Raw genomic sequence first — 26,296 nt, 5'->3', positions numbered from 1 at the left:
GGTCAGCCGATCGTCTCGTAGAAGGCGCGCTCGCGGGTGGCGAGCACCGGGATGGCCTGCTCGAGCGCGAACTCCTTGAAGTGGTCCGAGGCCCAGTGTGCGTCCGCGGCCGCCTGGTCGTCGTAGACCTCGAAGAGGCGGAAGACGAGCGGCTCGGCCGGGTCCTGGAAGGCCTGGTAGATGCGGTTGCCGGGCTCCTCGCGGGAGAGCGGTCCGAGCTTCTCGATCGCGTCGAGCACGACACCCTCCTGGCCGGGCTCGGCGGTCCAGGTGGCGCTGACGACGTACGGCATGGGGTCTCCTCGGTACAGGGGTGAACGGGTCAGGCGTGTGACTGACGTCATCACGCTAGGCGCGGGTCCGACGGTCGGGGAAAGAGCCGACGTCGATGCCTGGCATCACCGCGATCGGGGTTCCGGGTGATGGCGGTCACGGGTTTCCTGTGACCGAACCCACAGGCGGTCCACCGCCCCTGAAACCCAGGAGTTGACGATGCAGCACCCCTTCTCCAAGCGCAGCCGAGCGGCCCTCGCCGTGCTGGCCGCCGGCAGCCTGCTGACGCTCGCCGCCTGCAGCAGCGATGGCACCCAGCCCGCCGCCGGCTCCGACGACGGGTCGGGCTCGGGCGACACCAAGACCCTCGTCTTCTCGCCGCTGGCGCTGAAGATCCCCGCGATGCAGCAGCTGTCCGACGGCATCAAGGCCTTTGCCGGCGAGCAGGGCTACGACGTCGTCGTGCAGGACCCCAACCTCGACCCGCAGAAGCAGGTCACCGACCTGCAGACCGCCATCGAGACCGGCAAGGCCGATGCGGTCTGGGCGATCATGGTCGCGCCCGAGGCTGCCGCCTCGCTGATCCCGGTCGCCCAGGACAAGGGCGTGCCGATGGTCGTCAACGGCACCCCCGAGGCCTACGGGCTCGACGGGATGCAGCCCGGCATCACCTTCTCCACGATCGACTACGCGGCCGAGGGTGAGGCCGCCGGCACGGAGCTCGGCAACTGCATCAACGAGAAGTACGACGGCAAGGCCAAGGTCCTCTTCGAGGAGGCCGCCCCCGGCACCGCCGGCAAGGAGGAGTACGAGGGCGCGGTCAAGAAGTTCCTCGCGCAGACCGCTCCGGACGCCGAGATCGTCCAGTCCATCGTGGTCAGCGACCGGCAGGCCGCCCAGACCGACGTGGGCAACGTGCTCCAGGGCAACCCCGACATCACCGCGGTCTTCGCCCAGAACGACGAGGGAGCGCTCGGCACCATCGGCGCCTACAAGGCCGCCGGCAAGGACATCCCCTGCATCACCGAGACCGGCGGCAACGACGAGACCCTCGCCGCCGTGAAGAGTGGCGACATCTACGCCGTGGTCGCGCTGCAGTTCGCGGACGACATGGCTCAGAACGTCGCGACGTTGACCGAGATGCTGAAGGACCCGAGCGCCGAGGGCCAGCAGCTGACCACCCCCCAGAAGGTCGTCAAGGCCGGAAGTTGAGCACCGTGACCCACTCCGTCTCGAACTCCGAGGCAACCGCGACCGGGGCCGGCACCACTGCCGGCCCCGGCTCGGCCCCTGCCTCCCCGTCCCCGGTCCAGGACATGCCGCGCACCGTGTCGCTCCTGGTCTTCTTCCGCGACCGCGGCATCTTCGTGCTGTGGGGGCTGCTGATCGTGGCCTTCGCGTTCTGGTGCTCGCCGTACTTCTTCAAGGTCGACAACGCGATCCTGGTGGCCAACGCCGCCGCGCTCACCGCGCTCTTCGCGGCGGGCGTCGGCATCGGCATCATGACCGGCGTCCTCGACCTCTCGCTGCCGGGTACGGCGGCGGTGGCCAGCTGTGTCTGCGGCTGGGTCCTGACCCACGGCCACGCGACCTGGCTCGGCCTCGCGGCCGGCCTCGGCACCGGTGTCCTGGTCGGCCTGGTCAACGGGCTGATCTCGATCCGCGGCTTCAACCCGATCATCGTCACCATCGGCACCCTCTCGGTGCTCTCGGGACTGGCCGCGGTCATCGCCGGCGGCTACACGTTCCCCGGCCTGACCCAGCTCGAGTTCATGGGCACGCACCGCTACCTCAAGGTCGGGGACTCGTTCTCCGGCATCCCGGCGCCGGTCTTCATCGTCGCCGCCGTCTTCATCATCGGCACGGTCTTCCTGACCCGCACCCGCGACGGCATCCGGCTGATGGCCGTCGGCGCCAACGCCGAGGCCGTACGACGTGCCGGCATCCACGCCGACCGCTACCGCGTCCTGGGCTTCGTGATCTCCGGCGTGCTCGGCGCCCTCGGTGGACTGGTCGCGACGGCCAACGTCACCGAGGCCAACCCCAACGCCAGCCCCGCGATCATCTTCACCGCGCTGACGGCCGTCGCCCTCGCGGGTGTCGCCCTCACCGGTGGCCGCGGCAGCCTGCCGCGCGTCCTGGTCGGCGCGCTGATCCTCGCCACGATCAGCAACGGCCTGACGATCCGCGGCATCCAGCCCTACTGGGCCACGGTCTGCACCGGCGCCCTGCTGCTCGGCTCGCTGGCCTTCGAGCGGGTGCTCCAGACCGCCGTGTCCGAGCGGCTGATGGCCGCGAACCTCTCCGTCCACCAGAAGAAGGTCTGACCATGCCTGCTCCTGCCCTCGAGCACCCCGCGCTCGAACTCAGCGGCATCGAGATGCACTACGGCTTCGTCCGGGCTCTCGACGGCATCGACATCCACGTCCACCCCGGCGAGGTCGTCGCCCTCCTCGGCGACAACGGCGCCGGCAAGTCGACGCTGCTCAAGGTGATGTCGGGCGCCCACAAGCCCTCCGGCGGCACCATCCGGGTGCGTGGCGAGGAGAAGTCCTTCCACGCCCCGAGCGACGCCGCCGACGCGGGCATCCAGATGGTCTACCAGGACCTGTCGCTGGTGGAGCCGCAGGACATCGCGATCAACCTCAACCTGGGTCAGGAGAAGCTGCGTCGCGGCCCCCTGGGCTGGCTCGGCTTCGTCGACCGCAAGGAGATGCGGCGCAGCTCGGAGAAGGAGCTGGACCGCCTCGGCGTCCGCACGGCCCCGATGACGCGCCCGGTCGAGATGCTCTCCGGCGGTCAGCGCCAGGTCGTGGCGCTTGCCCGCAGTGCGATCCGGGTCAACGGTGAGTCGCAGGGGATCCTCCTGCTCGACGAGCCCACCGCCGCGCTCGGCTACGAGCAGACCAAGAACGTCGAGGCGCTGATCCGCCGGATGGCCGACCAGGGCATCGCGATCGTCGTCGTCACCCACGACCTGCCGCTCTGCTACGAGGTCGCCGACCGGATCGTGATCCTCAACCGGGGCAAGAAGGTCGCCGACCTGCCCGCCGCCGGTGCCGACCGCGACCACGTCGTCGGCTGGATCACCGGCTCGCGCCCGTCGATGTTCTCGGACGCGGCGGTCTGAGCCGTGGCCCTGCACCCGTCGTACGTCGAGCGCTTCCCGCTGCTCGACGGCATCTCGTCCTTCGACCAGCTGATGTCCGACCCGGCGCTCGAGCAGCGCTTCCACGAGTTCATGCAGTGGCGCGACGCCGCGCCGCCGCCGGCCGTGGTCGCCGAGGACACGGTCGTCGAGGGGCCGCACGGCCCGGTGCCGGTGCGCGTCTACCGGCCCGATGGTGCCGACACGGACCTGCCCGCCCTGGTCTGGATGCACGGCGGCGCGTTCATGATGGGCGACCTCGACATGCCCGAGGCCGACCGCACGGCGCGTGAGGTCTGCGCCCGCGCGGGTGCGCTCGTCGTCAGCGTCGACTACCGGCTCGCGGTCGACGGGGTGCACTACCCCGTGCCGCTGGACGACGTCGTGGCCGTCGTACGCCGCCTGCGGGACGCGGCCGCGGACTGCGGCGTCGACCCGCACCGGATCGCGGTCGGCGGCGCCAGCGCCGGCGGCAACCTCGCGACCGGCGCCGTGCTCCGGCTCCGCGACGAGGACGGCTGGCAGCCCGCCGTCCTGGTCCCGGCGTACGGCGTCTTCCACCCGGTCCTGCCGCCGAGCACGTCCGAGATCGACGCACTGATGGCCGAGGTGCCCGACCTGCTCCGCTTCACCGACGAGCAGACCGCCGGCATCACCGCCAACTACGTGGCCGGCCCGCCCGAGTCCGCCGACGCCTACGCGATGCCGGCCGGGGCCGACCTCGCCGGCCTGTGCCGCACCGTGATGGTCGACGCCGAGCACGACGACCTCCGCCGCTCCGAGGAGCCCTTCCACGCCGCGCTGGTCGCGGCCGGGGTCGACGTCACGCGGCACGTGGTGCCCGGCGTCCTGCACGGCTTCCTCAACCTGCCCGCCGAGGTGGAGCCCGTCGGGCACGCCTTCCAGCTCATCGCCGACACCGTCCTCACCGCCCAGGAGCCCTCCCATGCCTGACTCCCCCGTCCACCGCGTCCTCATCGTCGGCGGCGGCATCACCGGCGGCGTGCTCGCTCTCGCCCTGCGCCAGCGCGACGTCGAGGTCGTGCTCGTCGACCTGCGCGAGTCGCTCGGCGGCGTCGGGCACGGCATCACGCTGCAGGGCAACGCGCTGAAGGCGTTCAACGCGGTCGGCATCTACGACCAGCTCGCCGAGCGGGGCTTCGCGTTCAACCACCTGCGGCTCAAGACCGCCGACGGCCACGTGATCGCGGAGATCCCGACTCCCCCGATGGGCGGGCCCGACCTGCCCGGCACGATGGGCGCCGTCCGCGGCGACATCGCCGACATCCTGGCGGTCGAGGTCGAGAAGGCGGGCGTCGACGTACGCCTCGGCACCACGCTGACCGCCTTCGACGACCACGGCGACTCCGTCACGGTGACGCTGTCGGACGGGTCGCAGGAGACCGTCGACCTGCTCGTCGGCGCCGACGGCATCCGCTCCAAGGTGCGCTCGATGATCGGCATCGACACCGAGCCGCACCACGTCGGCATGGGCATCTGGCGCACCGTCGCGAAGCGGCCGGCCGAGATGGACTGCTCGGAGATGTACTACGGCGGCCCGAAGTTCAAGGCCGGCTACACGCCCATCTCCGAGGACCTCTGCTACGCGTTCCTGCTCGAGGAGGACCTGGACCGGTCCTACCTCGGCGAGGGCCCGCGCGGCGCCGAGCTCAAGGAGCGCGGCCAGGGGTACGGCGGGATCTGGGGCCAGGTGCGCGACAGCCTCGCCGACGACGCGATCGTCAACTACCAGTGGATCGAGGCGATCTGCGTCGACTCCCCGTGGCACCGCGGCCGCACGATCATCATCGGCGACGCCGCCCACGCGTGCCCGCCGCTGATCGCGCAGGGCGCCGCGATGTGCGCCGAGGACGCGGTCATCCTGGCCGAGATGCTGACCTCCGGCTCGTCGGTCGACGACGTGCTGCCGGCCTTCATGGAGCGCCGCTTCCCGCGCGTGAAGATGGTGCTCGACAACAGCCTCACGCTCGCCGACTGGGAGATCCACCCGGAGACCGAGGGCGCCGACCCGGGCCGGATCATGGGCCAGACCCTGCACGCCCTGGTCGAGCCTGCGTGATGCTGCGGCAGGGTGAGCCCGGCTTCGAGGAGGCCCGGGTCGACCGGATCTTCAACCGGAGGCTGACCGACCGGCAGCCCGCCGCCGTCGTGCGCCCGGCGTCCGAGTCGGAGGTCGTGGACGCCGTACGGCTGGCGCGCTCGCGTGGGCGGCAGGTCGCCGTACGGTCCGGCGGGCACAGCTGGGCGCAGTGGTCGGTGCGCACCGATGCCCTGGTGATCGACCTGGGCGGGCTCCGGGAGATGGAGCTCGACGAGAAGACGGGGATCGTCCGGGTCTCTCCCTCGACGAAGGGCGGCGCCGAGCTGGCGCCCTACCTCGCCGAGTCCGGACGGTTCTTCCCCGGTGGGCACTGCCCCACCGTCGGTGTCGGCGGTTTCCTGCTCCAGGGCGGTCAGGGCTGGAACGCCCGCGGCTGGGGCTGGGCGGCGGAGTACGTCGTCGCCGTCGACGTGGTGACGGCGTCGGGGGAGCTGGTGCGCGCCGACGCGACCCAGAACTCCGACCTCTACTGGGCCGCCCGTGGTGCCGGCCCCGGCTTCCCCGGCGTGGTCACCCGCTTCCACCTCCAGACGATGCCCCTGCCCGCACACTTCGCGCACACCGTGCAGGGCTTCCACCTCGACGACTTCGACGAGGTGATGACGTGGCTGCACGACACGCACGCGTCCGTCGCCGACACGGTCGAGATCGTGGCGCTCACCAAGACCGACGTCGGCATCTCCCCCGACCCGATCCTGCTGGTCACCGCGCTGGCCATGGTCGAGTCTCGGGAGGAGGCCGACCACGCGCTGGCGCCGTTCCGGGCCAACCCCGCCCTCGACCGCGCGGTGTTGGTTGTCGACAACCAACCGACCACCCCCGAGGCCGAGCGCGCCCGCCAGCTCGAGGACAACCCCGAGGGCCACCGCTGGGCCGTCGACAACGCCTGGCTCACCGGCTCGGCGGCCGAGGTCGTGCCGGCCATGCGCCGTGCGTACACGACGCTGCCGAACGCCCAGGCCTTCACCATCTGGTTCTCGATGGCCCCGCTGCGCGAGCTGCCCGACATGGCGTTCTCGATGCAGTCCGAGATCTACCTGGCGTCGTACGTCCTCTGGGAGTCACCGGCGGACGACGAGCGCTGCATCTCCTGGCTGGCGGACGCGATGCGCGACCTCGAGCCCGTCACCGTCGGCCAGTACCTCGGCGACTCCGACCACACCCGCCGTCAGGTGAAGTTCATGTCGGACGACGCCTGGGACCGCCTCCAGAAGGTGTACGCCGAGCGCGACCCCGACCGCCTCTTCGTCGGCTACCTCGGCGACTCCGTCAACGCCAACCACTGGGCGTAGCTCCCGTCCTCGAGCACCCGGAGCACTCTCAGCATCACGTCGCGACCGATCCACCTGTCTAGAGAAGCCCGGACAGGCGCGCCGTCAGGTGGTTCGCTTGGCCGTCGGCCGTGGGGGCCGACCTCGCTGACCGAGAGGCCCTGGCATGCGCCGCCTGCTGACCGCTGCCCTGATCACCGCCGTGACGGCCGGCCTCACCGTGGCCGCCGTCCCGGCGTCGACCGCAGCGACGAAGACCGTCGACCGCGGGCCGACGACGACGTTGGTCGGCGCGAAGACCGGCCTTGCCGGGAGCCGCGACCTCGCGTACGCCGGCGGGCGCCTCTACGCGCTCGACGATGCGGCCGTGCGGGTGTTCGCCCCGGGTGCGTCCGGCAACGCGACCCCGCAGCGCACCATCGACCTCGACCTGCCCAGCGGCCAGCACTCGTGGTCGATCGCGGTCGGTGACGACGGCACGACGTACGTCCTGACGAGCAACGACGAGCTGACGTCGTCGACGATCTTCATCTATGCCGCCGGTGCGAGCGGTGCCGCCGGCCACGTCTCGGTCGTCAACGGCGTCCTCGGGCTGATGTCCCCCATCGACATCGCCGAGCGCGACGGCGGCTTCGCCGTCCTCGACAACGACTCCAACGCGATCTTCTTCTACAGCCAGTCGGGTGGGGGCGCGCCGGTCGAGGTCGGCGGCATCGACGCAGGCTCCGGCACCCAGACGCAGATCTTCGGACCGAGCACCATCGACACCGCCCCCGACGGCCGGCTGGTCGTCCGCGGCGCCGACTGGGTCTCGGTCTTCGCCGCGGACGCTGACGGCGACGTCGCGCCGACCCAGTACCTCCAGGGCGACCAGACGATGATCGGCGTGCCGCTGGGTGCCGGCCTCGACACCCGCGGCGACCTCTACCTCGCCACCGCCGACGCGTACGGCGCCGACCCCGGCCACGCCCGGGTGCTGCGCTTCGACCCCGGCGCTACCGGCAACGTCGCGCCCGTGGGGGTTCTCACCGGCGCCCGGACGGGCCTCGGCCTCCCCTACCTGGAGGTGCTGCCGTCGGGCAGCGTCGCGACGGCGACCTTCGAGACGGCGACGTACACCTTCGACGGGACGATCCGCTTCTTCCGCCCGATCGGCCCGTACGCCGCGCCCGGCGCGGCCAGGCTGGAGGTCACCGGCAAGAAGAGTGCCCCCCGACGCACGATCAGCTGGAAGGCCGCCCCGACCGACGCCGACGTCCCGGTCACGTCGTACGCCGTCAAGGTCACCTGCCGCGGCAAGGTCCGCCTCGACAGGACCCTGAAGGCCTCGGTCCGCCGGGCCGTCGTCAAGCTCGGTCCGGTTCGGAAGGGCTCGTGCACCGCGACGGTCCGGGCTCGCAACGAGGTCGGCCTCGGTACGGTCGCCAAGGCGAAGTTCGCCGTACGACGCTGAGCACGACGCGGGTCGTGCGCATCGAAACCGGCCCGCCGCGGGTACCCATCTCCCACACGTCGGAGAGGCGGGAACCGTGACCGAGTTCCAGAAGGGCGACAAGGTGACCTGGCAGAGCCACGGCGGCACGGCCGAGGGCACCGTCGAACGCAGGATCACCGAGGACACCGAGGCGGCCGGACGCACGGTGCGGGCGAGCGAGGAGGAGCCGCAGTACCTCGTGCGCAGCGACAAGAGCGGCGGCACAGCGGTGCACAAGCCGTCCGCACTGACGCATGTCCGAGGCTCAACGGGTACCGGGTCGTCATGAGGAAGCTGATCAGGTTGGCCGCGCTCTACGGCATCGGCAAGAAGGTCTTCCAGGAGGCGCGCAAGCCCGAGAACCAGGCGCGGCTCCGCGCCGCCGCCGACAAGATCAAGCAGCGGCAGGCCGCGCGCCGCTGAGTACTGGCGTACGGCGTTCTCCGCGGCCGAGGCTGGCTACTGTGCCGGTATGCCTATGGAGACAGCCACGATCACGGCGTGGACGTTCATGCAGGAGATCCCGATCCCGCCCGATGTCACGGCCCTGATGGTTCAAGGAGAGACGCCGGTCGCGGCGTTCAAGACCTTCCGCGACAGTGCGATCTTCACGACCAGACGACTCATCGTCCGCGACGCCCAGGGGATGACCGGCAAGAAGGTCGAGATCTACTCCCTGCCGTACAGCTCGATCAACATGTGGTCCTCGGAGAACGCAGGCGGGGTGCTCGACCACAACGCGGAGCTCGAGATGTGGACGCGCGCCGGGCACATCAAGATCAAGCTCGGCAAGGGCGCCGACGTACGACGCCTCGACTCGCTGATTGCCTGGGCGGTCCTGAAGTAGCCACGCCGAGTGGTCCTCTGGGGTCGTCCGACTCAGAGGTCCTCGCTGACGGGGAACGAGCACCCACCCTTGCCGGTACCGAGCCCGACGTCGAAGTCGGTGACGCGCAGACTGCCGTCGGCGGTGGTGTGGACGTCGACGTCGGCGTCGGGGGCGACGTACCTGCGGAGGACGCCGGGCGGCACCTCCAGGACGTCGGCTGACGACCCTCCCCACTGCAGCCTCTCCCGCGCACGGCCGGAACCGGGCCGAGGTCCGGGCTCCCAGCCGAACGGGTCGGGCAACACCCGCGTGGCGATCGCCTCGCCTCCCATGTCGCCGCTCAGGACCTCGCCGGTGCGGTTGTCGATCGTCATCGTGATCCACCACGCCTTGCCGGTGTCGGTCCACTTCCACCAGATGCGGTAGCTGACGTCGACCCGGGGCAGGAAGTCGGTCCGACACCGGCGGAGACGGTCGACGGCCTCGAGCGGCCGCTTCGTCGCATCCACCGCCCGTCCCCACCGCACCCACGCGCGCAGCACGGAGTCGACCTGCCGGTCACCGAACCGGGGCGCCGCGAGCTCCGCCTCGACCGTGTCCCGGAACCGTCGGAACGACGCCGGCGTCTCGCCGCATGCTCGCTGGATCGTGGCTCCGGCATGCTCGACACGTCTCCGCACGTGGCTCCGAGCCGGCTCGGAGTCACCTGTCACCGAGCTGGTGACGTCCTTCGCCGCCGCGTCGAGCCAGAGCCGGTCCGCCTGGCGGCGCTGCGTCCTACGACATGCCTCGGGCGGGTACGCCGTCGTCTCCGCGGGCTCCGCGAGCGCGTCGCCGCTTCCGCCTGCCTCGGTCGGCGCTGGCTCGCCCGGGCCCGACGACCCGTCGGAGGCAGTGCACCCCGGCGCCGACATCGTCGCGACGAAGAGCATCGCGACCAGCCACCGCGGAACCGGCCGACCGTCACCACCACCTCGGGAGGTGCTCCGAGACATGCCCCCACCATCCTCCGGCCGACCCCGGTTCCGCCAGCCCCGCGGAGGTCGGACGGCGGACGGCGGTCGGCCGCCGTCGCCGGATGACACACCAGACATCCGATCTCGGTGCCCGACGCTGCCTGCTGTGTCAGTCGACGCGGCCGGCCAGCTCCGCAGCCAGCTCGTCGAGCCGGTCGAAGAGCCACCGGTGGGCGGGGTCGGAGAGCCGGTCGGGGGCGAACCAGTAGCCCTCGGCGAGGATGACCTCGTCGAACGGCGGCTCGACCACGACCAGCGGGCCGGCGGGCCGGGCGTGGAGGTGGGCGAGCTTCTGGGGGATCATCGCCACGAGGTCGGTGCCGGCGATCACGAACGGCAGCGGCAGGAAGCCGGAGACCTGGAGCGCGATGTGGCGGTCGACGCCGATCTCGCCGAAGACCCGGTCGACGGGGGTGAGGACGCCGGGACCGAAGCTGGGTACGGCGTGCGGGAGCTCGGCGAGGTCCTGGATCGTCAGCGTGCCGTCGCGGAGGCGGGAGTTGTGGCGGTCCGCGATGAGCACCATCCGGTCCTTCCAGAGCGGCCGCGAGTCGCCCTGGAAGCCGAAGCCGAGCGGCGCGACGAGGGCGTCGATCTCGAGCAGCACGCGCTCCGACGTACGGGACTCGGGGCCGAGGTTCTCGATGGTGAGGCGTACGCCGGGGGCGGTGGTGCGGAGCAGCCGGACCAGCGGCTCGTGCAGCACCGCGATCGCGTAGTCGCTCATCGCCATCCGGAAGACCCGGTGGCTGGTGGCCGGGTCGAACTCGTCCTCGAGGTGCAGCGCCCGGCCGAGCAGGCGTACGGCGTGCTGGACCTCCGGCAGCAGGTCGCGGGCGAAGGGCGTGAGCTCGTAGTCGCGGCCCGCGCGGACCAGGAGCTCGTCGTCGAAGCGCCGGCGCAGACGGGCCAGGGAGGCGCTCATCGCGGGCTGGCTGAGCTCGAGGCGCTGGCCGGCCCTGGTGACGTTGCCCTCCTCGAGGAGGACCTTGAGGGAGAGGAGCAGGTTGAGGTCGGTACCGCCCAGCGTCATGTCACTCCTCTCGTGTGTCGGCGGTCACTCTGCCACTACAGTCTGTGAGGTGAGGGAGCGGTTGCGGGAGGTTGATGCCAACCTGTTGCTTTCGCTCCACGCTCTGCTCGAGGAGCGCAACCTCACGCACGCCGGTGAGCGGATGACGATGAGCCAGCCGGCCATGAGCGGGGCACTGGCGCGGTTGCGCAAGCACTTCGACGACGAGCTGCTGGTGCGCGTCGGGCGCGGGTTCGAGCTGTCGCCGCTGGCCGAGCAGCTGCGGCCCGAGGTCGCCGAGGCGATCGAGGCGGCCGAGGCGTTGCTGGGCAACCAGCGGGAGTTCGACCCGGCGTCGAGCAACCGGCGCTTCGCGGTGAGCATGTCGGAGTACGCCATGACGGTGCTCGCCGAGCCGCTCACCCGGCTGGTCGCCGAGCAGGCGCCGAAGTGCTCGGTCGCCCTGGACACGCTGGACGTCGGGCCGAGCCTGTTCGAGACCCAGCTGATGCGGCGCGACCTGATCATCGGACCGATGGGCTTCGAGTTCCCGGGGCGCAAGCAGCCCGTCTTCACCGACCACCTGGTCTGCGTGGTCGCGCGCGGCAACGAGCGACTGAAGGACGGCGCGCTCACCCTCGGCGACCTCCGCGAGATGCCGCACGCGGTGGCGGAGTTCGGCGCGGCCGGCGAGAAGAAGCGTCCGCTCGAGGTCGAGATGGAGACGCGCGGCATCGTCGACCGCACCGTGCTCGTGCAGGTGACCAGCCTGCTGACGCTGCCGTTCGCGGTCAGCGGCACGGAGATGTGCGCGTTCGTGCCGGCCCGCCTGGCCCGGCGCTGCCTCGACATCCTCGACCTCGAGATCGCGGCGACCGACCTCGACTCGGTACAGATCACGGAGGCCGCGCACTGGCACCTCCGGCGCGAGAACGAGCCGGCCGTCGTCTGGCTGCGCCGCCTGCTCTACGACGTCGCCGTCTCCGTCGAGGACGAGCTCGCCACCACCTGAGGCAGCGGCTGCGCCCGCAGCCCGACCCGGCTCGCCGTGAGGGCGAGCACCGACGCGGTGGCCATCACGATCGCGGGCACGAGGGCCGAGTCCTCGCCGCCGAGCCCCACCAGCGGCGAGACGACAGCGCCGAGGGTGAACTGGCTGAACCCGAGCACGGCGCTGCCGGACCCGGCCACCTCCCGCACGTGCGACATCGCGGCCGCCGCGGAGTTGCCCATCACGCCGCCGTTGGTCGTCACGGCGACGAAGATCGGGACCGGCAGCAGCCAGGTCGGCGCACCGACCGCCGCCAGCATGACGAAGCCCAGCGTCGCGGCCACCTGGACGCCGATGCAGGCTCCCACGATGCGACGCGGCTCGAACCGCTCCACCAGCCGGGCCGACACCCAGCCCGCCGAGATCAGCCCGACCGCGTTGACGCCGAACGCGACGCCGTACGCGACCGCCGAGAGGCCGACGACGTCCTGGTAGACGAACGGCGAGGCCGAGATGTAGGCCATCATCATCGCGAACGACAGCGCCAGCACCGCCACGGGCGGCCAGTAGCCGCGACTTCGGGCCACGGCGCGCAGACCGTCGGCGTACGACGTGGCGCCGGCCGTCCGCGCGGTCGGCGGGTGCGTCTCGGGGAGCACCAGGACCACGCCGACGAGCACCGCCGCACACAGGCCGGCGACGACCCAGAGCAGGCCGCGCCAGCCGAGCGGGTCGGCGAGCAGTCCGCCCACGAGCGGCGCCAGCACCGGGGCCACACCGCCGATCGTGAGCATCAGCGTGAACGCCTTCGCGGCGGCGCGTCCGGTGACGAGGTCGGCGATGATCGCGCGGCCGATCACCATCCCGCCGGCCCCGGCGACACCCTGGACGAACCGTCCGGCGACCAGCACCGCGAGGCTCGGCGCCAGCGCGCAGACCACACCCGCGGCGACGCAGACGGTGGCCGAGACGACGAGCGGCGTCCGACGCCCGTAGCGGTCGGACAGGGGACCCATCACCAGCTGCCCCACCGCGAGGCCGATCAGGAAGGCGGTCAGCGTCAGCTGCACCGCACTCGCCGGTACGCCGAGGTCGTCGCCGAGCTCGGGGAAGCCCGGCAGGTAGAGGTCGGTCGACACCGGCGCGACCGCGGCCAGCGACGCGAGCACGATCAGCGTCGGCCAGCGCACGGATGTCGACACCACTGGAGACTCCCAGCGGCGTACGGCGGCCGGAACGGGCCGATCGCGGATGCCAGTGATCGGCGGTGGTGATGCCCGCGGCCCTTGTGGCGGCCGTCACCGTGAGGCTGACTTGCTGTCATGAATTGGGAAGACGGCGCGTCGTACCTCGAGGAGATGGCTCCGGGCGTCCACGCCTTCGTGCAGCCCGACGGCGGCTGGATGGTGAACAACTGCGGGGTGGTCGTCGACGGGTCCGGTGACGCCGTGCTGGTCGACACCACGTCGACCGAGAAGCGCAACCGCGCGCTGCTCGCCGAGGTGGAGAAGGTGTCCGGAGGCGGGCCCCGGCTCGCGGTCAACACGCACAGCCACCCCGACCACACCTACGGCAACGGCTTCCTGCCGCCGACGACCACGATCATCGGCCACCACCTCTGCCGCGAGGGTGTCCTGCGCGCCGGCCTGGCCGCGACGAAGGAGCTGCCCGCCGACTACGGCGACCTGGTCGTCCGCCCGCCCGACGTGACCGTCGACAGCGACGTCACCCTGCACCTGGCGGACCGGTCGGTCGAGCTGAGGGTCCTCGGCCCGGCGCACACCTCCCACGACATCGGCGTCTGGCTGCCGGAGCAGAGGGCGCTCTTCGCCGGCGACCTCGCCTTCGCCGGCGGGCACCCGATCTTCCTCGACGGCTCGATGACGGGCTTCAAGGAGGCGACGCAGCGGATGCGTGCGCTGGCGCCCGAGGTGCTGCTACCCGGTCACGGGCCGGTACGCCGCGGCGAGGAGGTCGCTGAGCTGCTGGACCGCCAGGAGCAGTACGTCGACTGGATCGCCGCCATCGCGACGGAGTCCTATGCCGCGGGGCTGACGCCGCTCGAGGCGGCGCAGAAGGCCCTGCAGGACAGCCCGTACGCTGCCTGGCCCGAGAGCGAGCGGGTCGTGTGCAACCTGCACCGCGCCTACGCCGAGACCACCGACTACGACGCCGGCCACCCGCTCAACATCCCCCACCTGTGGCCCGAGATGGTCGCCCTCAACGGCGGACCGATCGTCAGCCACGCATGAGTGGACCGCTCCTGAGCGGGTTCAACCCGGACCCGAGCATCGTGCGCGTCGGCGACGCCTACTACCTGGTGACGTCGACGTTCGAGTACCTGCCCGGCCTGCCCGTCTACCGCAGCACCGACCTGCTCGCGTGGGAGCTCGTCGGGCACGTCATCACCCGGCCGGCGCAGGCCGAGCTGGAGGACGTGCCGACGCCGGGAGGCGTGTGGGCGCCGACGATCCGGCACCGTGACGGCGTCTTCCACGTGATCGTCACGATCATGATGGGCGGCCGTGGCTGCGTGGTCTACACGGCCACCGACCCGGCCGGGCCGTGGAGCGACGGCGTGACCGTCCCCGCCGTGACCGGCATCGACCCGGACCTCGCCTGGGACGACGACGGCGCGGCGTACGTCACCTTCGCCGACTTCCCACGCGAGCTCCAGCAGGTGCGCGTCGACCTGGCGACAGGCGAGGCGCTCGGTCCGGTGACGCCGGTGTGGGCGGGCAGCGGGCTCTACGCACCCGAGGGCCCGCACCTCTACCGGCGCGGTGACTGGTGGTACCTGCTGGCCGCCGAAGGCGGCACCGACCGCGGTCACGCCGTGACGGTCGCCCGGAGCACGTCGCCGGACGGGCCGTTCGAGAGCTCGCCGGACAACCCGGTCATCAGCGCCCGCAGCACCGGCAACCCGGTGCAGAACGTCGGCCACGCCGACCTCGTGACCACCGACGACGGCGACGCGATGGTGCTGCTCGGCGTCCGTCCGGTCGGGCTGGCGCAGGCCTTCTCGCCCTTGGGTCGGGAGACGTTCCTGGCCGACGTCGAGTGGGTGGACGGCTGGCCGACCGCGACGCTGCGCGACGTGCCCGCGTCCGACCCCGGCATCGACTGGATCGCCGTACGCCGCGTGCCGGAGGAGGTCGGCGTCCCCGTGGACGGCAGCGTCTCGATCACCGCCGACGGGCGTGGGATGGACGACCCGCGGCCGTGGTTCGTCGGACGCAGGCAGGCCCAGCTCGGCGCAACCTTCTCCGCCGTCGTCGATGCCTCTGCCGGCACCGGCGGCGTGGCCGCGCGACACGACGAGCAGCACTTCCTCACCGTCGACGCGTCCGGCAGCACGGTCACTGCCACCGCTGCCCTCGCCGGCTTCTCGCGCGCCTGGACGGCCGAGGTCGGCCCGGGCGAGCTGCGGCTCGGCCTGGACCTCGAGAGGGCATCGCGCGACTTCCGCGACGGCGACGTCGGTGGTGGCACGATCCGCCTCTGGGCGTCGGTCGACGACGTCCGGCAGGTGCTCGCCGAGGTGGACGGCCGCTACTGGAGCTTCGAGGTCGCCAAGTCCTTCACCGGCCGGGTCCTGGGGCTCTACGCCGCCGACGGCACGGTCGCGTTCAGTGGGATCGAGTACGACGGTCGGTAGTCGGAGGTTTCGAGGCTCGGCGCTAGCGCGCCTCGCACCTCAACCACCGATCCGGTGGTTGAGGTGCGAGCGGAGCGAGCCTCGAAACCACCCAGCGCGGTGGCAGAGTTGACCGCGTGACAGTCATCGGTGGGCCCGGCGCCGAGCTCGAGGACGAGCAGGTCGCCGACTTCGTGCGCACCGCGATCGACGGGCTCGACGTGGCCGGCAAGCGGGTCTGCCTGGTCATCCCGGACGCGACCCGCAGCTGCCCGCTGCCGCTGCTGGTGCGCGAGCTGCACGCGGCACTCGCGGGACGGGCGAGCGCGATGACGGCGCTCGTCGCGCTCGGCACCCACGCGGCGATGACCGACGATCAGCTCGAGGCGCACGTCGGCGCGGCGTACCCGGGCCTCGACGTGGTCAACCACGCCTGGTGGGACCCCGACACCTTCGTCTCGCTCGGCACCATCTCGTCCGAGCGCGTGAAGCAGCTCTCCGAGGGCAGGCTGGAGCAGGCCGTCGACGTGCGGATCAACCGCCTCGTCGTCGAGAGCGACGTGGTCATCGTGGTCGGGCCGGTCTTCCCGCACGAGGTGGTCGGCTTCTCGGGCGGCAACAAGTACTTCTTCCCCGGCGTCGCCGGCCCGGAGGTCATCGACCTCTCCCACTGGCTCGGCGCGCTGATCTCCAGCGCCGAGATCATCGGCACCCGCGGCACCACTCCCGTGCGCGCGCTGATCGACGAGGCCGCCGCGATGGTGCCCGCCGAGCGGCACGCCCTCGGCCTGGTCGTCACGTCGGGCACCGGCACCCTGCAGGCGATGGCCTTCGGCGACCCCCAGGAGGCGTGGGCGGCCTGCGCCGACGTCTCCGCGCAGGTGCACGTCCGCCACCTCGATCGACCGGTGCGACGGGTCGTCTCGCTGGTGCCGGAGAAGTACGACGACATGTGGACCGCCGCGAAGGGCTTCTACAAGGTCGAGCCCGTGGTGGCCGACGGCGGCCAGGTGATCCTCTACGCACCGCACATCACCGAGATCTCCGCGATGCACCCGGAGATCGAGGAGATCGGCTACCACTGCCGCGACTACTTCACCGCCCAGTGGGACCGCTTCTCCCACCTGCACTGGGGCGTGCTCGCGCACTCGACCCACCTCCGCGGCGCCGGCACCTACGACGCCGAGCACGGCGAGCGGCTGCGCGTCACCGTCACGCTGGCGACCGGCATCCCCGAGGACGTCGTACGAGCGGCCAACCTCGACCACCTCGATCCCGCTGACGTCGACCTGGCTGCCCTCGAGGCGGACCCGGACACGCTGGTCGTGCCGCAGGCGGGCGAGGTGCTCTTCAGGCTGCGGTGACCTGGGTGCGGGCACACTGAGCACGTGCCCGCCCTCGAGCTCCACCCCGACCGGCTGCTGCCCGCGGACCCGGCCACCCGGGCGATCGCCCGGCAGCTGTACGACGCGGTCCGCACCCTGCCGATCCTGTCGCCGCACGGCCACGTCGAGGCGTCGCTGCTGCTCGACGACCAGCCGTTCCGCGACCCGGCCAGCCTGCTGGTCACACCTGACCACTACGTGAAGCGGCTGCTGCACGCCAACGGCGTCGGGCTGGAGCGGCTCGGTGTCGGGGTCGACGAGCCGACGGCCGACCAGTCGCGCGAGGTCTGGCGCACCCTCTGCACGCACTGGCCGCTCTTCCGCGGGACGCCGGTCGCCTCCTGGTTCGAGGCCGAGCTCGTCGAGATCTTCGGCATCACCGAGCGGCCGAGCGAGGCCACCGCCGACGCGACCTACGACCAGGTGGCCGCATGCCTGGAGCAGCCGGAGTTCCGGCCGCGCGCGCTCTTCGACCGGTTCGGCATCGAGGTGCTCGCGACCACCGACGACCCCGCCGACGACCTCGCCGCCCACGCGGCGCTGGCCGCCGACCCGACCTTCGCGGGACGGGTGCTGCCGACCTTCCGGCCGGACCGCTACCTCGAGCCGGCACAGCCCGGGTGGCGGGCGGCCGTGGACGGCATCGCCGACGAGCCCGCCACCTACGCCGGCTTCGTCTCCGCCCTCGAGCAGCGCCGCGCGCACTTCGTCGCCCACGGCGGCACCTCCGCCGACCACAGCCACGTCGACCTGCGCTGCGAGCCGCTGGACGACGCCGAGGCCGAGCGGATCCACCGCGCGGCGTACGACGGCACGGCGACGGCCGCCGAGGCCACGGCGTACCGCCGGCACCTGCTGCTCGAGATGGCGCGGATGTCCACCGAGGACGGCCTGGTGATGACGCTGCACCCCGGGATCCGCCGCAACCACCACACTCCGACGCTCGACAGGTTCGGGCCGGACCAGGGCCACGACCTGCCGCTCGCGATGGAGTACACCGACGCGCTCCGGCCGCTGCTGGAGCGCTACGGGCTGCACCCCGACCTGCACCTCGTGCTCTTCACGGTCGACGAGACCGTCTTCTCGCGGGAGATCGCGCCGCTGGCCGGCTTCTACCCGAGCGTGTACGTCGGCGCCCCGTGGTGGTTCCTCGACGCCCCCGACGCGATCCGGCGCTGGCGGTCGGCGGTGACGGAGACGGTCGGCTTCAGCAAGCTGTCGGGCTTCGTCGACGACACCCGGGCCTTCTGCTCGATCCCGGCCCGGCACGACATGGCGCGTCGTCTCGACGCCGGCTACCTCGCGCAGCTGGTCGTCGAGCACCGGCTCGCGGAGGACGAGGCGCACGAGACGATCCGGGACCTCGTGGACAGCCCACGCCGGGCCTTCAAGCTGTGAGGCCGGTCCGCGCGGTGCACCTCGGTCTCGGTGCCTTCTTCCGCGCCCACCAGGCGTGGTACACCGACCGCGCCCCCGACGCCGACGACTGGGGGATCGCCGCGTTCACCGGCCGGAGCGCGACCCTCGCCGAGAGGCTGCGGGCGCAGGACTGCGCCTACACGCTGGTCACGCGCGCCCCGGACGGTCCGACGTACGAGCGGATCGGCAGCCTGGCCGCGGTCCACGCGGCGTCGGAGCAGGAGGCCTGGCTCCACCACCTCTCGCGGCCGGAGGTCGCGGTCGTCACCATCACGGTGACCGAGGCGGGCTACGGCACGGACCCGGCCGGCGCGCCGGCCCGGCTGGTCGCGGGACTGGCGGCGCGACGTGCGGCCGGCACGGGCGCGCTGTCGCTGGTCCCGTGCGACAACCTCCCGCACAACGGCGAGGTGCTGCGCGCGGCGGTCCGCGAGCTCGCGACCGAGCCGGGGCTCGCGTCCTGGATCGACGACCACGTGGACTTCGTGACGACGATGGTCGACCGGATCACGCCGGCGACGACCGACGCCGACCGTGCCGAGGTGCGGGAGGCGACGGGCTTCGACGACCTCGCACCGGTCGTCACCGAGCCCTACTCCGAGTGGGTCCTGAGCGGCGCCTTCCCGGCCGGCCGCCCGGCCTGGGACGCGACGTTCGTGGACGACGTCGCGCCGTACGAGCAGCGCAAGCTCTGGCTGCTCAACGGCGCCCACTCGCTGCTGGCGTACGCCGGGCTCCTGCGTGGCCACGAGACGGTCGAGCAGGCGATCGGCGACCCCGTCCTGCACGGCTGGGTCGAGGAGTGGTGGGACGAGGCGTCGCGACGGCTCCCCCAGGACCCTGCGGAAACACGTGCCTACCGGGCCGCGCTGCTGGAGCGCTTCGCCAACCCCGCGATCCGGCACCTGCTGACGCAGATCGCGATGGACGGGCCGCAGAAGATCCCCGCCCGGATCCTGCCCAGCCTGCGTGCGGAGCGGGCCGCGGGACGGCTGCCGACCGGCTCGACCCGGGTGCTCGCCGCTTGGGCCCCGCACCACACGCCAGGCCCGGCGGAGGTTGCGATCGACCGGGCGCTCGACCTGGTCGCGCCCGACCTGCGCGACGACGCCGAGCTGCGGGACGCCGCGGTCGCCCTGGCGGCTGGTGGTTTCGAGGCTCGGCGCTAGCGCGCCTCGCACCTCAACCACCGTGACGGGGGTTGAGGTGCGAGCGGAGCGAGCCATGTCGGTGGTTGAGGTGCGAGCGGAGCGAGCCATGTCGGTGGTTGAGGTGCGAGCGGAGCGAGCCTCGAAACCACCGCCCCTCAGAACGTGTGGGTGCCGGGGCCCTTCTCGTACGTCGTGCCGTCGGGGAGGACGACGTCGGCGGTGCAGCCGGGCGGGACGGTGACGGTCATCGCGAAGGTGCGGCCCTGCTGCCAGGCGACGGCGGCGGTGCCGTGCGGGGTGAGGTGCTCGGTGGAGGCGCGGGTGATGCCGCCGCCCGGACGCGGCGCGACCCGGAAGCGGCGCCAGGTGGGCTCGGTGCGCTGCAGGCCGGCGACGTACCGGTGCAGGAACGAGATGACCGCGCCCTTCGAGTAGTGGTTGAGCGACTCGTGCGGCACGCCGTCGTCGTCGATGCCCTCCCAGCGCTCCCAGACGGTGGTGGCGCCACGGTCGATCATCGCGAGCCAGGAGGGCTCGGTGTCCTGGAGCAGCAGCTCGTAGGCGACGTCGAGGTGGCCGTGGTCGGCGAGCACCGGCAGCAGGTCGGGGGTCGCGAGGAAGCCGGTGCCGAGGTGGGTGTCCGCCTTGCGCACCAGCGCGACCAGGTCGTCGGCGGCCAGCTGACGCAGGTCGTCGGGCACCAGCCCGAAGCGCAGCGCGCGCACCAGGTTGGCCTGCGTGTGCGGTTGCACGTGCCCGCCGGCGTCGATGAACTCGGTGCGCCACGCGTCGACGACGTGGTCGCTCAGGGCGGCGTACCGCTCCGCCTCGGCGTCCTTGCCGAGCACTCGCGCGATCGCGGCGGCGTGCCGGGTCGACCAGGCGTAGAAGGCGGTCGCGACGTCGGACTTGTCGGCGGCGATGAAGGCCGGGAAGTCCTGCGGCTCGCCGCCGGGCTCGAGCCACTCGCCCCAGTGGAAGCCGGTGTCCCAGAGGTACTGCTCGTGAGGCAGAGGCACGGCGTGCGCCGCGACCCGGTCCGGGTGCCGGTCCTGCGAGGCCATCCTCTCGGCACGGCCCAGCCAGGCGACCATCGTCGGCCAGAGCTCCTCGAGGACCGCGACGTCGCCGTACTCCTGGAAGAGCTCCCAGGGCACCAGTACGGACGCGTCGCCCCAGCCGGCCGAGCCGTTGGTGGTGCGCAGGAAGCCGGTCATCTCGGCGACCGGCATCGGCGCCATCCCGGTGATCGTGCCGTCCTCCCACTGCCCGGCCGCGACGTCGCGCAGCCACTTGGTGGAGAAGCCCTGGACGTCGTAGAGGTACGACGCGGTCGGCACGTAGAGCTGCCAGTCGCCGGTCCAGCCGGCGCGCTCGCGGGTCGGGCAGTCGGTGGGGATGTCGCAGGCGTTGCCGCGGAAGCTCCACACCGCCGCCTCGTGCAGACGGTCGAGCCGCTCGACGTCACAGGAGAAGGAGCCGCGGACCTCCAGGTCGGTGTGCACCACGACGCCGGTGACGTCCCCCGGGCGCAGCGGGCCGGGGTGGCCCTCGATCCGCACGTAGCGGAAGCCGTGGGTGGTGAAGCGCGGCTCGAAGACATCGCCGGGCAGGCCGGCCGAGACGACGCTGTCGACCTGGCCGGCGCTCAGCGGCTCGGGCAGGAACGGCATCGCCGGGCGCAGGTGCTCGATCGTCACGTCACCGTCGGGGCCGAGCGCCTCGCCGTGGGTCAGCGTGATCTCGGTGCCCTCGGGCCCGAGGTCGCCGAGCCGCACGCGGCCGTTGATGTTCTGGCCGAGATCGACCACGTGGACGCCGGGCCGCAGCACCGTCACCGAGATCGGGCGGATCTCCTCGACGGCGCGCACCGGCGGCGCGGGTGAGGTGACCAGTGCGTCGTACCCGCGCTCGCCGACCTGCACCGGCTGCCAGTCCGGCTCGACGCCGACGAGCCGCCGGTCCTCACGCTGGCCCTCGATCAGGTCTGCCTCGAGGATGTGCGAGCGCGACCAGCGCCAGGTCGCGTCGGTGCCGACGGCGGTGGTGCTGCCGTCCTCGTGCTCGAGGTGGAGCTCGGCGAGGAAGGCGGTCTCCGTGCCCCACTGGTCGGTTGCGCGCAGGATGCCGACCTGGCCGCGGTACCAGCCGTCGGCCAGCAGCGCGTCGATCACGTGCGGCCCCTCGGCGAGCAGGTGGCCGACGTCGTAGGTCTGCACCTGGGTGCGGTGCGCGTACTCCGTGAAGCCGGGGGTCAGCTCGTCCGAGCCGACCCGGACGCCGTCGAGCTCGAGCTCGTAGATGCCGTGCGCGGTGGCGCGCAACTGCGCGGCAACGACGGGACGGTCGAGGACCAGCTCGCCGCGGAGCCGGTACGCCGGGCGGCGTCCTGCGGGGCCGGGGTCGTCCGTCGGGGAGATCCAGGCGGCTGTCCAGTCAGTGGTGGCAGTCACATCGCTGAGTCAACGGGAAGCAGGTGGGGTCCGGAAGGTGGCTGGTGTCGATGCCAGCCATCCGGCCGCGCGATCACCGCAGCCATTGCCGCGGGGTGGCCGCTGTCGTTGACTCGTCGGCATGACAGCACCGCGCCGCGTCGTCACCGGCCACACCCCCGACGGCGTCTCGGTCGTTCTCAGCGACGGCCCGGTGCCGGTCAGCCGGCAGCTCCCCGACGACGGAGTCGCCTTCCACGAGGTCTGGAGCACCGAGGGCGCACCGACCCGGATCGCCGCCGTCGAGCCGTCGGAGCCGACCGAGCGCACCCTCGCCGTACCCCCGCCGCCGCGCGGCACCAAGATCCGGATCAACGAGTTCGCCCCGGGCTTCCTCGACGAGCGCGGGCTGCAGTCGCCGGTGCACCGTACGGCGTCCGTCGACTACGGCATCGTGCTCTCGGGCGAGATCACCCTGGTGCTCGACGACTCCGAGGTGACCCTGCGCGCCGGCGACGTCGTCGTCCAGCGCGGCACCGACCACGCGTGGGCCAACCGGGGCACCGAGACGGCGCGCGTGGTCTTCGTGCTGGTCGACGGCGAGTTCTCCGACGAGCTCGTCGCCACCCTGCCCGGTGGTCTGGAAGGCCTGATGCACGGGGGTCCGCGGGACTAGGGGGACGGTGGTTTCGAGGCTCGCTCCGCTCGCACCTCAACCACCGTGTCGGTGGTTGAGGTGCGAAGGCCGCCAGGCCTGAGCCTCGAAACCACCCTCAGCGGTGCTGGCTGAAGAAGCCCTCGAGCAGCGCGGCCGACTCGTCGGCGCGGACCCCGGACACCACCTCGGGCCGGTGGTTGAGGCGCCGGTCGCGGACGACGTCCCACAGGCTGCCGACGGCGCCGGCCTTGGGGTCCCAGGCCCCGAAGACCACGCGCTCCACGCGCGCGAGCACGGCAGCGCCGGCGCACATCGTGCAGGGCTCGAGGGTGACGACGAGGGTGTGCCCGTCGAGGCGCCACTCCCCCCGGGCGGCGGCGGCCTCGCGGAGGGCGACCACCTCGGCGTGCCCGGTCGGGTCGTGGTCGGCCTCGCGGACGTTGCGGCCGCGGCCGACCGTCGTACCGTCTGGCGCGAGGACAACCGCGCCGATCGGGACGTCGCCGGTCGCGAGGGCGGCGCGCGCTTCGTCGAGGGCGGCCGTCATCGGGCCGTCCCACCGGTCAGCGTTCACGCGGAGGTGAGACCGATCGCGTCGTCGAAGAGCTCGCCGAAGCCGAGCTTGCGGGCCACGTCGCTGAGCATCTCGTCGGGGTAGAGGTCGACGTCGTCGAGCAGCACGCCCATGTCCATGGCGTGCATGCCGAGGTCGCCGAGCAGGTCGAGGTCGCCGGCCGGGCTCTGCTCGTCCTCGTCCTCGGGCGGCGGGAGGCCGAGGAACGACACGGCCGAGCTGGCGAGCTCCCACTCGTCGGCGGCGGTGATGTCGGAGAGCAGCACGCGGGTGGTGGAGCCGGCCACGCGCACGATCACGAAGAAGTCCTCGTCCATCGCGACCAGGCCGACGGCGCCGCCGTCACCGGGGAAGCGGCGCAGCGCGTGGGAGAGCCGGTCGACGTCCTCGATGACGTCGTGCGCGAGCTCGGCGACGGTCCACACGCCCTCCTCGCGGAAGGCGGCCAGGGCGAAGTCGACACCCTCGATCTCGTCGGTCATCGCACTCCTCCGCTCCGTGTGCCGGCCGTGCTCCCCGTTCGGGTCTTCCAGAGTGTCAGACCGCACGGGTGGGGCCAACCCCCTTTCCCTGCAAGCCCATTAGTGTTCAGCCATGCGCACCCACGTCGTCGACCACCCGCTCGTTGCCCACAAGCTCACGGTGCTGCGCAACGAGAAGACCGACTCCCCGACCTTCCGGAGCCTGGCCGACGAGCTGGTGACGCTGCTCGCCTACGAGGCCACCCGCGACGTCCGCGTCGAGCCGGTCGACATCGTCACGCCGGTCGCGCCGACGACCGGCACCAAGCTCGCCCACCCGCGCCCGCTCGTGGTGCCGATCCTGCGTGCGGGTCTCGGCATGCTCGACGGGATGATGCGGCTGCTGCCGACGGCCGAGGTCGGCTTCCTCGGGATGGTCCGCAACGAGGACACGCTCGAGGCCTCGACGTACGCCGAGCGACTGCCGGAGGACCTGTCCGGGCGCCAGTGCTACGTCGTCGACCCGATGCTCGCCACCGGCGGCACCCTGGCCGCGGCGATCAAGTTCCTCACCGACCGCGGCGCCGACCACATCACCGCCGTCTGCCTGCTGGCCGCGCCCGAGGGCTGCGCCCGCCTGGAGCAGGAGCTCGAGGGCCTCGACGTCCCCGTCACGGTCGTCACGGCCGCGATGGACGAGCGGCTCAACGAGAAGGGCTACATCGTCCCGGGCCTCGGCGACGCGGGCGACCGGCTGTACGGCGTGGTCGGCTGAGCCGGATCTCGCTGTCGCGCCTGCCGGGTGACCGCGCGCTGGTCACCGACGGCGGGAGCGAGCTGACGCTCGGGATCGCCGACCTGCCGGCGTACGTCCGCGAGCGCGACGCGGACGGACCGCGCTGGGTCTGGGACGACACCGCGCGGTGGTACCCGACCCTGCTCGCCGCCGGGGTGCGGGTCGAGCGCTGCCACGACCTGCGGCTCGGCCACCACCTGCTGCGACGTGCCCCGGCCGTGGACCGGGAGCTGCTGGTAGGCGAGCAGTCGGCGTACTGGGACCGGCTCGGCCCGGTGGTGCCCTCGGACCCCGTCCTCTTCTCGGCGGACGACACCGCCGAGCACCTGCGCGCCGATCTCGAGGACGCCCGCCAGCTGGCGGCGGTGGCGGCGTCGCCGGAGGCCGGACGGCTCGGGCTGCTGCTCGCGGCGGAGTCGTCCGGAGCGCTGGTCGCCGCGGAGATGACGTACGCCGGCGTGCCGTGGCGCGTCGACATCCACGAGCGGCTGCTGACCGACCTGCTCGGGCCCCGACCGCCGCGGGGCGCTCGCCCGTCGGGGCTCGAGGCGCTGGCCGGCGAGGTGCGCACGGCGTTCGACGCACCCGGTCTCAACCCCGACTCGCGTCCCGAGCTGCTCGCGGCGCTGCGCCGGGCCGGGCTGGAGGTCTCGGACACCCGGGCGTCGTCGCTCCGGGTGCTCGACCACCCCGGCATCGTGCCGCTGCTGCGCTACAAGCAGCTCGCCCACCTCTTCTCGACCAACGGCTGGGTGTGGATCGACCAGTGGGTCAGCGGCGGCCGGTTCCGGCCGTCGTACCAACCGGCGGGCTCGACCACGGGCCGCTGGTCGTCCAACGGCGGCGGCGCACTGTCCTTCCCCGCCCAGGTCCGACCGGCGGCCGTGGCCGACGAGGGATGGATGCTGGTGGTCGCCGACGTCGCGCAGCTCGAGCCGCGCGTGCTCGCCGGGATGAGCGGCGACACCGCACTGGCGCAGGCAGCGCGCGGCGCCGACCTCTACCAGGGCATGGTCGACGCCGGCGCCGTGGCGAGCCGCAAGGACGCCAAGCTCGGCCTGCTCGGCGCGATGTACGGCGCCACCAGCGGCGAGAGCGGCCGGATGGTGGCCGGGCTGACCCGGCGCTACCCCGCGGCGTTCGGGCTCGTCGAGGAGGCGGCCCGCGCCGGCGAGCGCGGCCAGGTGGTGCGCACCCTGCTCGGCCGCGGCGCACCGGGTCTCGGCGAGGCGTGGGACACCGATCCCGACGACGGCCCGGCCGACCCGGACAGCCAGGCGCGCTACCGCCGCGCGTACGGCCGCTTCACCCGCAACTTCGTCGTGCAGGGCACCGGCGCCGAGTGGGCGCTGTGCTGGATCGCCGAGCTGCGCAACCGGCTCTGGCGGCTGGGCTCCGACGGCCCGCTCGACGCCCGCCCGCACCTGGTCTTCTTCCTCCACGACGAGGTCGTCGTGCACACGCCGGCCGGGCTGGCCGACGCGGTGGTCGAGCAGGCGACCGCCGCCGCGGCCACGGCCTCGGGGCTGCTCTTCCGCGACCTCACCATCGACTTCCCGCTCAACACCTCGGTCGTCACGTCGTACGCCGACGCGGGCAAGCACTGACGCCCACGGGGACGTCATACGCGATGGCTGCCCCGGCGAC

26 protein-coding genes are annotated in these 26,296 nt (G+C 72.5%); 19 read left to right on the top strand and 7 right to left on the bottom strand.

What is annotated here, in order from left to right; all coding sequences use genetic code 11:
* Nucleotides 1-2: 2 nt before the first annotated feature.
* The gene (locus tag ACFPYL_RS02690) at nt 3-293 is read right to left on the bottom strand and encodes a putative quinol monooxygenase (protein WP_379150062.1); all 291 of its coding nucleotides are present in this window, start codon (nt 291-293) and stop codon (nt 3-5) included.
* Nucleotides 294-492: 199 nt separating this feature from the next.
* Here ACFPYL_RS02690 and ACFPYL_RS02685 point away from each other — a divergent pair, with 199 nt between their 5' ends.
* The 10 genes from ACFPYL_RS02685 to ACFPYL_RS02640 all read left to right on the top strand — a co-directional run bounded on the left by ACFPYL_RS02685 (nt 493) and on the right by ACFPYL_RS02640 (nt 9,135).
* Nucleotides 493-1,485, top strand: coding sequence for a sugar ABC transporter substrate-binding protein (locus ACFPYL_RS02685; RefSeq protein ID WP_379150060.1), 993 nt, complete (start codon nt 493-495; stop codon nt 1,483-1,485).
* Nucleotides 1,486-1,490: 5 nt separating this feature from the next.
* Nucleotides 1,491-2,600 (top strand): ABC transporter permease, encoded by a 1,110-nt coding sequence (locus ACFPYL_RS02680; protein WP_379150058.1) that lies wholly within the window; start codon nt 1,491-1,493, stop codon nt 2,598-2,600.
* A gap of 2 nt (nt 2,601-2,602) precedes the next feature.
* The gene (locus ACFPYL_RS02675; RefSeq protein ID WP_379150056.1) at nt 2,603-3,403 is read left to right on the top strand and encodes an ATP-binding cassette domain-containing protein; all 801 of its coding nucleotides are present in this window, start codon (nt 2,603-2,605) and stop codon (nt 3,401-3,403) included.
* A 3-nt stretch (nt 3,404-3,406) separates the two neighbouring features.
* On the top strand, nt 3,407-4,375 hold the full coding sequence (locus tag ACFPYL_RS02670; protein WP_379150054.1) for an alpha/beta hydrolase: 969 nt from the start codon (nt 3,407-3,409) through the stop codon (nt 4,373-4,375).
* Nucleotides 4,368-5,501 (top strand): FAD-dependent monooxygenase, encoded by a 1,134-nt coding sequence (locus ACFPYL_RS02665; RefSeq protein ID WP_379150052.1) that lies wholly within the window; start codon nt 4,368-4,370, stop codon nt 5,499-5,501. The genes ACFPYL_RS02670 and ACFPYL_RS02665 overlap by 8 nt, the downstream gene beginning before the upstream one ends.
* Entirely contained in the window at nt 5,501-6,835 is a 1,335-nt protein-coding gene (locus tag ACFPYL_RS02660) for an FAD-binding oxidoreductase (RefSeq protein WP_379150050.1), read from the top strand. Before ACFPYL_RS02665 ends, ACFPYL_RS02660 begins: the two co-directional genes overlap by 1 nt.
* Before the next feature lie 145 nt (nt 6,836-6,980).
* Nucleotides 6,981-8,267 carry a hypothetical protein gene (locus ACFPYL_RS02655; RefSeq protein WP_379150048.1) on the top strand — a complete coding sequence of 429 codons (1,287 nt, stop codon included), beginning with the start codon at nt 6,981-6,983 and terminating at the stop codon, nt 8,265-8,267.
* Nucleotides 8,268-8,343: 76 nt separating this feature from the next.
* On the top strand, nt 8,344-8,577 hold the full coding sequence (locus tag ACFPYL_RS02650) for a hypervirulence associated TUDOR domain-containing protein (RefSeq protein WP_379150046.1): 234 nt from the start codon (nt 8,344-8,346) through the stop codon (nt 8,575-8,577).
* Complete coding sequence (locus tag ACFPYL_RS02645) at nt 8,574-8,711, top strand: hypothetical protein (RefSeq protein WP_379150044.1); 138 nt, start codon at nt 8,574-8,576, stop codon at nt 8,709-8,711. The genes ACFPYL_RS02650 and ACFPYL_RS02645 overlap by 4 nt, the downstream gene beginning before the upstream one ends.
* A gap of 49 nt (nt 8,712-8,760) precedes the next feature.
* A complete protein-coding gene (locus ACFPYL_RS02640) occupies nt 8,761-9,135 on the top strand; it encodes a PH domain-containing protein (protein ID WP_379150042.1) in 375 nt (124 codons plus the stop codon).
* Between the two features lie 32 nt (nt 9,136-9,167).
* Here ACFPYL_RS02640 and ACFPYL_RS02635 read toward each other — a convergent pair whose 3' ends face one another.
* Nucleotides 9,168-10,112, bottom strand: coding sequence for a hypothetical protein (locus ACFPYL_RS02635; RefSeq protein WP_379150040.1), 945 nt, complete (start codon nt 10,110-10,112; stop codon nt 9,168-9,170).
* A gap of 130 nt (nt 10,113-10,242) precedes the next feature.
* Entirely contained in the window at nt 10,243-11,166 is a 924-nt protein-coding gene (locus ACFPYL_RS02630; protein ID WP_379150038.1) for a LysR family transcriptional regulator, read from the bottom strand.
* 85 nt (nt 11,167-11,251) lie between these two features.
* Between ACFPYL_RS02630 and ACFPYL_RS02625 the strand changes: the two genes are divergently transcribed.
* The gene (locus ACFPYL_RS02625) at nt 11,252-12,157 is read left to right on the top strand and encodes a LysR family transcriptional regulator (RefSeq protein WP_379150037.1); all 906 of its coding nucleotides are present in this window, start codon (nt 11,252-11,254) and stop codon (nt 12,155-12,157) included.
* On the opposite strand, the gene ACFPYL_RS02620 is transcribed toward ACFPYL_RS02625, so the two are convergent.
* A complete protein-coding gene (locus ACFPYL_RS02620; protein WP_379150035.1) occupies nt 12,112-13,338 on the bottom strand; it encodes a multidrug effflux MFS transporter in 1,227 nt (408 codons plus the stop codon). The two genes, ACFPYL_RS02625 and ACFPYL_RS02620, sit on opposite strands and share 46 nt — an antisense overlap.
* A 120-nt stretch (nt 13,339-13,458) precedes the next feature.
* On the opposite strand from ACFPYL_RS02620, the gene ACFPYL_RS02615 reads away from it, so the two are divergent.
* The 5 genes from ACFPYL_RS02615 (at nt 13,459) to ACFPYL_RS02595 (ending at nt 19,746) form a co-directional block, all read left to right on the top strand.
* Nucleotides 13,459-14,388, top strand: coding sequence for an MBL fold metallo-hydrolase (locus tag ACFPYL_RS02615; protein WP_379150033.1), 930 nt, complete (start codon nt 13,459-13,461; stop codon nt 14,386-14,388).
* Nucleotides 14,385-15,794, top strand: coding sequence for a glycoside hydrolase family 43 protein (locus ACFPYL_RS02610; RefSeq protein ID WP_379150031.1), 1,410 nt, complete (start codon nt 14,385-14,387; stop codon nt 15,792-15,794). The genes ACFPYL_RS02615 and ACFPYL_RS02610 overlap by 4 nt, the downstream gene beginning before the upstream one ends.
* A gap of 116 nt (nt 15,795-15,910) precedes the next feature.
* Nucleotides 15,911-17,137, top strand: a complete 1,227-nt coding sequence (locus tag ACFPYL_RS02605; protein ID WP_379150029.1) for a lactate racemase domain-containing protein — start codon at nt 15,911-15,913, stop codon at nt 17,135-17,137.
* 24 nt (nt 17,138-17,161) lie between these two features.
* Nucleotides 17,162-18,556, top strand: a complete 1,395-nt coding sequence (gene uxaC, locus ACFPYL_RS02600; RefSeq protein ID WP_379150027.1) for a glucuronate isomerase — start codon at nt 17,162-17,164, stop codon at nt 18,554-18,556.
* Nucleotides 18,553-19,746 carry a mannitol dehydrogenase family protein gene (locus ACFPYL_RS02595; RefSeq protein ID WP_379150025.1) on the top strand — a complete coding sequence of 398 codons (1,194 nt, stop codon included), beginning with the start codon at nt 18,553-18,555 and terminating at the stop codon, nt 19,744-19,746. Before uxaC ends, ACFPYL_RS02595 begins: the two co-directional genes overlap by 4 nt.
* A gap of 137 nt (nt 19,747-19,883) precedes the next feature.
* Here ACFPYL_RS02595 and ACFPYL_RS02590 read toward each other — a convergent pair whose 3' ends face one another.
* Nucleotides 19,884-22,181, bottom strand: a complete 2,298-nt coding sequence (locus ACFPYL_RS02590; protein WP_379150023.1) for an alpha-L-rhamnosidase — start codon at nt 22,179-22,181, stop codon at nt 19,884-19,886.
* 121 nt (nt 22,182-22,302) lie between these two features.
* Here ACFPYL_RS02590 and ACFPYL_RS02585 point away from each other — a divergent pair, with 121 nt between their 5' ends.
* Nucleotides 22,303-22,836, top strand: coding sequence for a cupin domain-containing protein (locus tag ACFPYL_RS02585; protein ID WP_379150021.1), 534 nt, complete (start codon nt 22,303-22,305; stop codon nt 22,834-22,836).
* Nucleotides 22,837-22,933: 97 nt separating this feature from the next.
* Here ACFPYL_RS02585 and ACFPYL_RS02580 read toward each other — a convergent pair whose 3' ends face one another.
* Nucleotides 22,934-23,365: a nucleoside deaminase gene (locus ACFPYL_RS02580; RefSeq protein WP_379150019.1), complete on the bottom strand. Its 432-nt coding sequence runs from the start codon at nt 23,363-23,365 to the stop codon at nt 22,934-22,936.
* A 23-nt stretch (nt 23,366-23,388) separates the two neighbouring features.
* On the bottom strand, nt 23,389-23,874 hold the full coding sequence (locus tag ACFPYL_RS02575; RefSeq protein WP_379150017.1) for a tRNA adenosine deaminase-associated protein: 486 nt from the start codon (nt 23,872-23,874) through the stop codon (nt 23,389-23,391).
* A 112-nt stretch (nt 23,875-23,986) separates the two neighbouring features.
* Here ACFPYL_RS02575 and upp point away from each other — a divergent pair, with 112 nt between their 5' ends.
* Nucleotides 23,987-24,628: a uracil phosphoribosyltransferase gene (upp, locus tag ACFPYL_RS02570; RefSeq protein WP_379150015.1), complete on the top strand. Its 642-nt coding sequence runs from the start codon at nt 23,987-23,989 to the stop codon at nt 24,626-24,628.
* Entirely contained in the window at nt 24,625-26,256 is a 1,632-nt protein-coding gene (locus ACFPYL_RS02565; protein ID WP_379150158.1) for a bifunctional 3'-5' exonuclease/DNA polymerase, read from the top strand. Before upp ends, ACFPYL_RS02565 begins: the two co-directional genes overlap by 4 nt.
* The last annotated feature ends 40 nt before the right edge of the window (nt 26,257-26,296 follow it).

The organism is Nocardioides hankookensis (assembly GCF_042658885.1).
Classification (GTDB): Bacteria; Actinomycetota; Actinomycetes; order Propionibacteriales; family Nocardioidaceae; genus Nocardioides; species Nocardioides hankookensis.
Note: the sequence above shows the minus strand (reverse complement) of the source record. Positions and strands in the feature narration are given on the sequence as shown.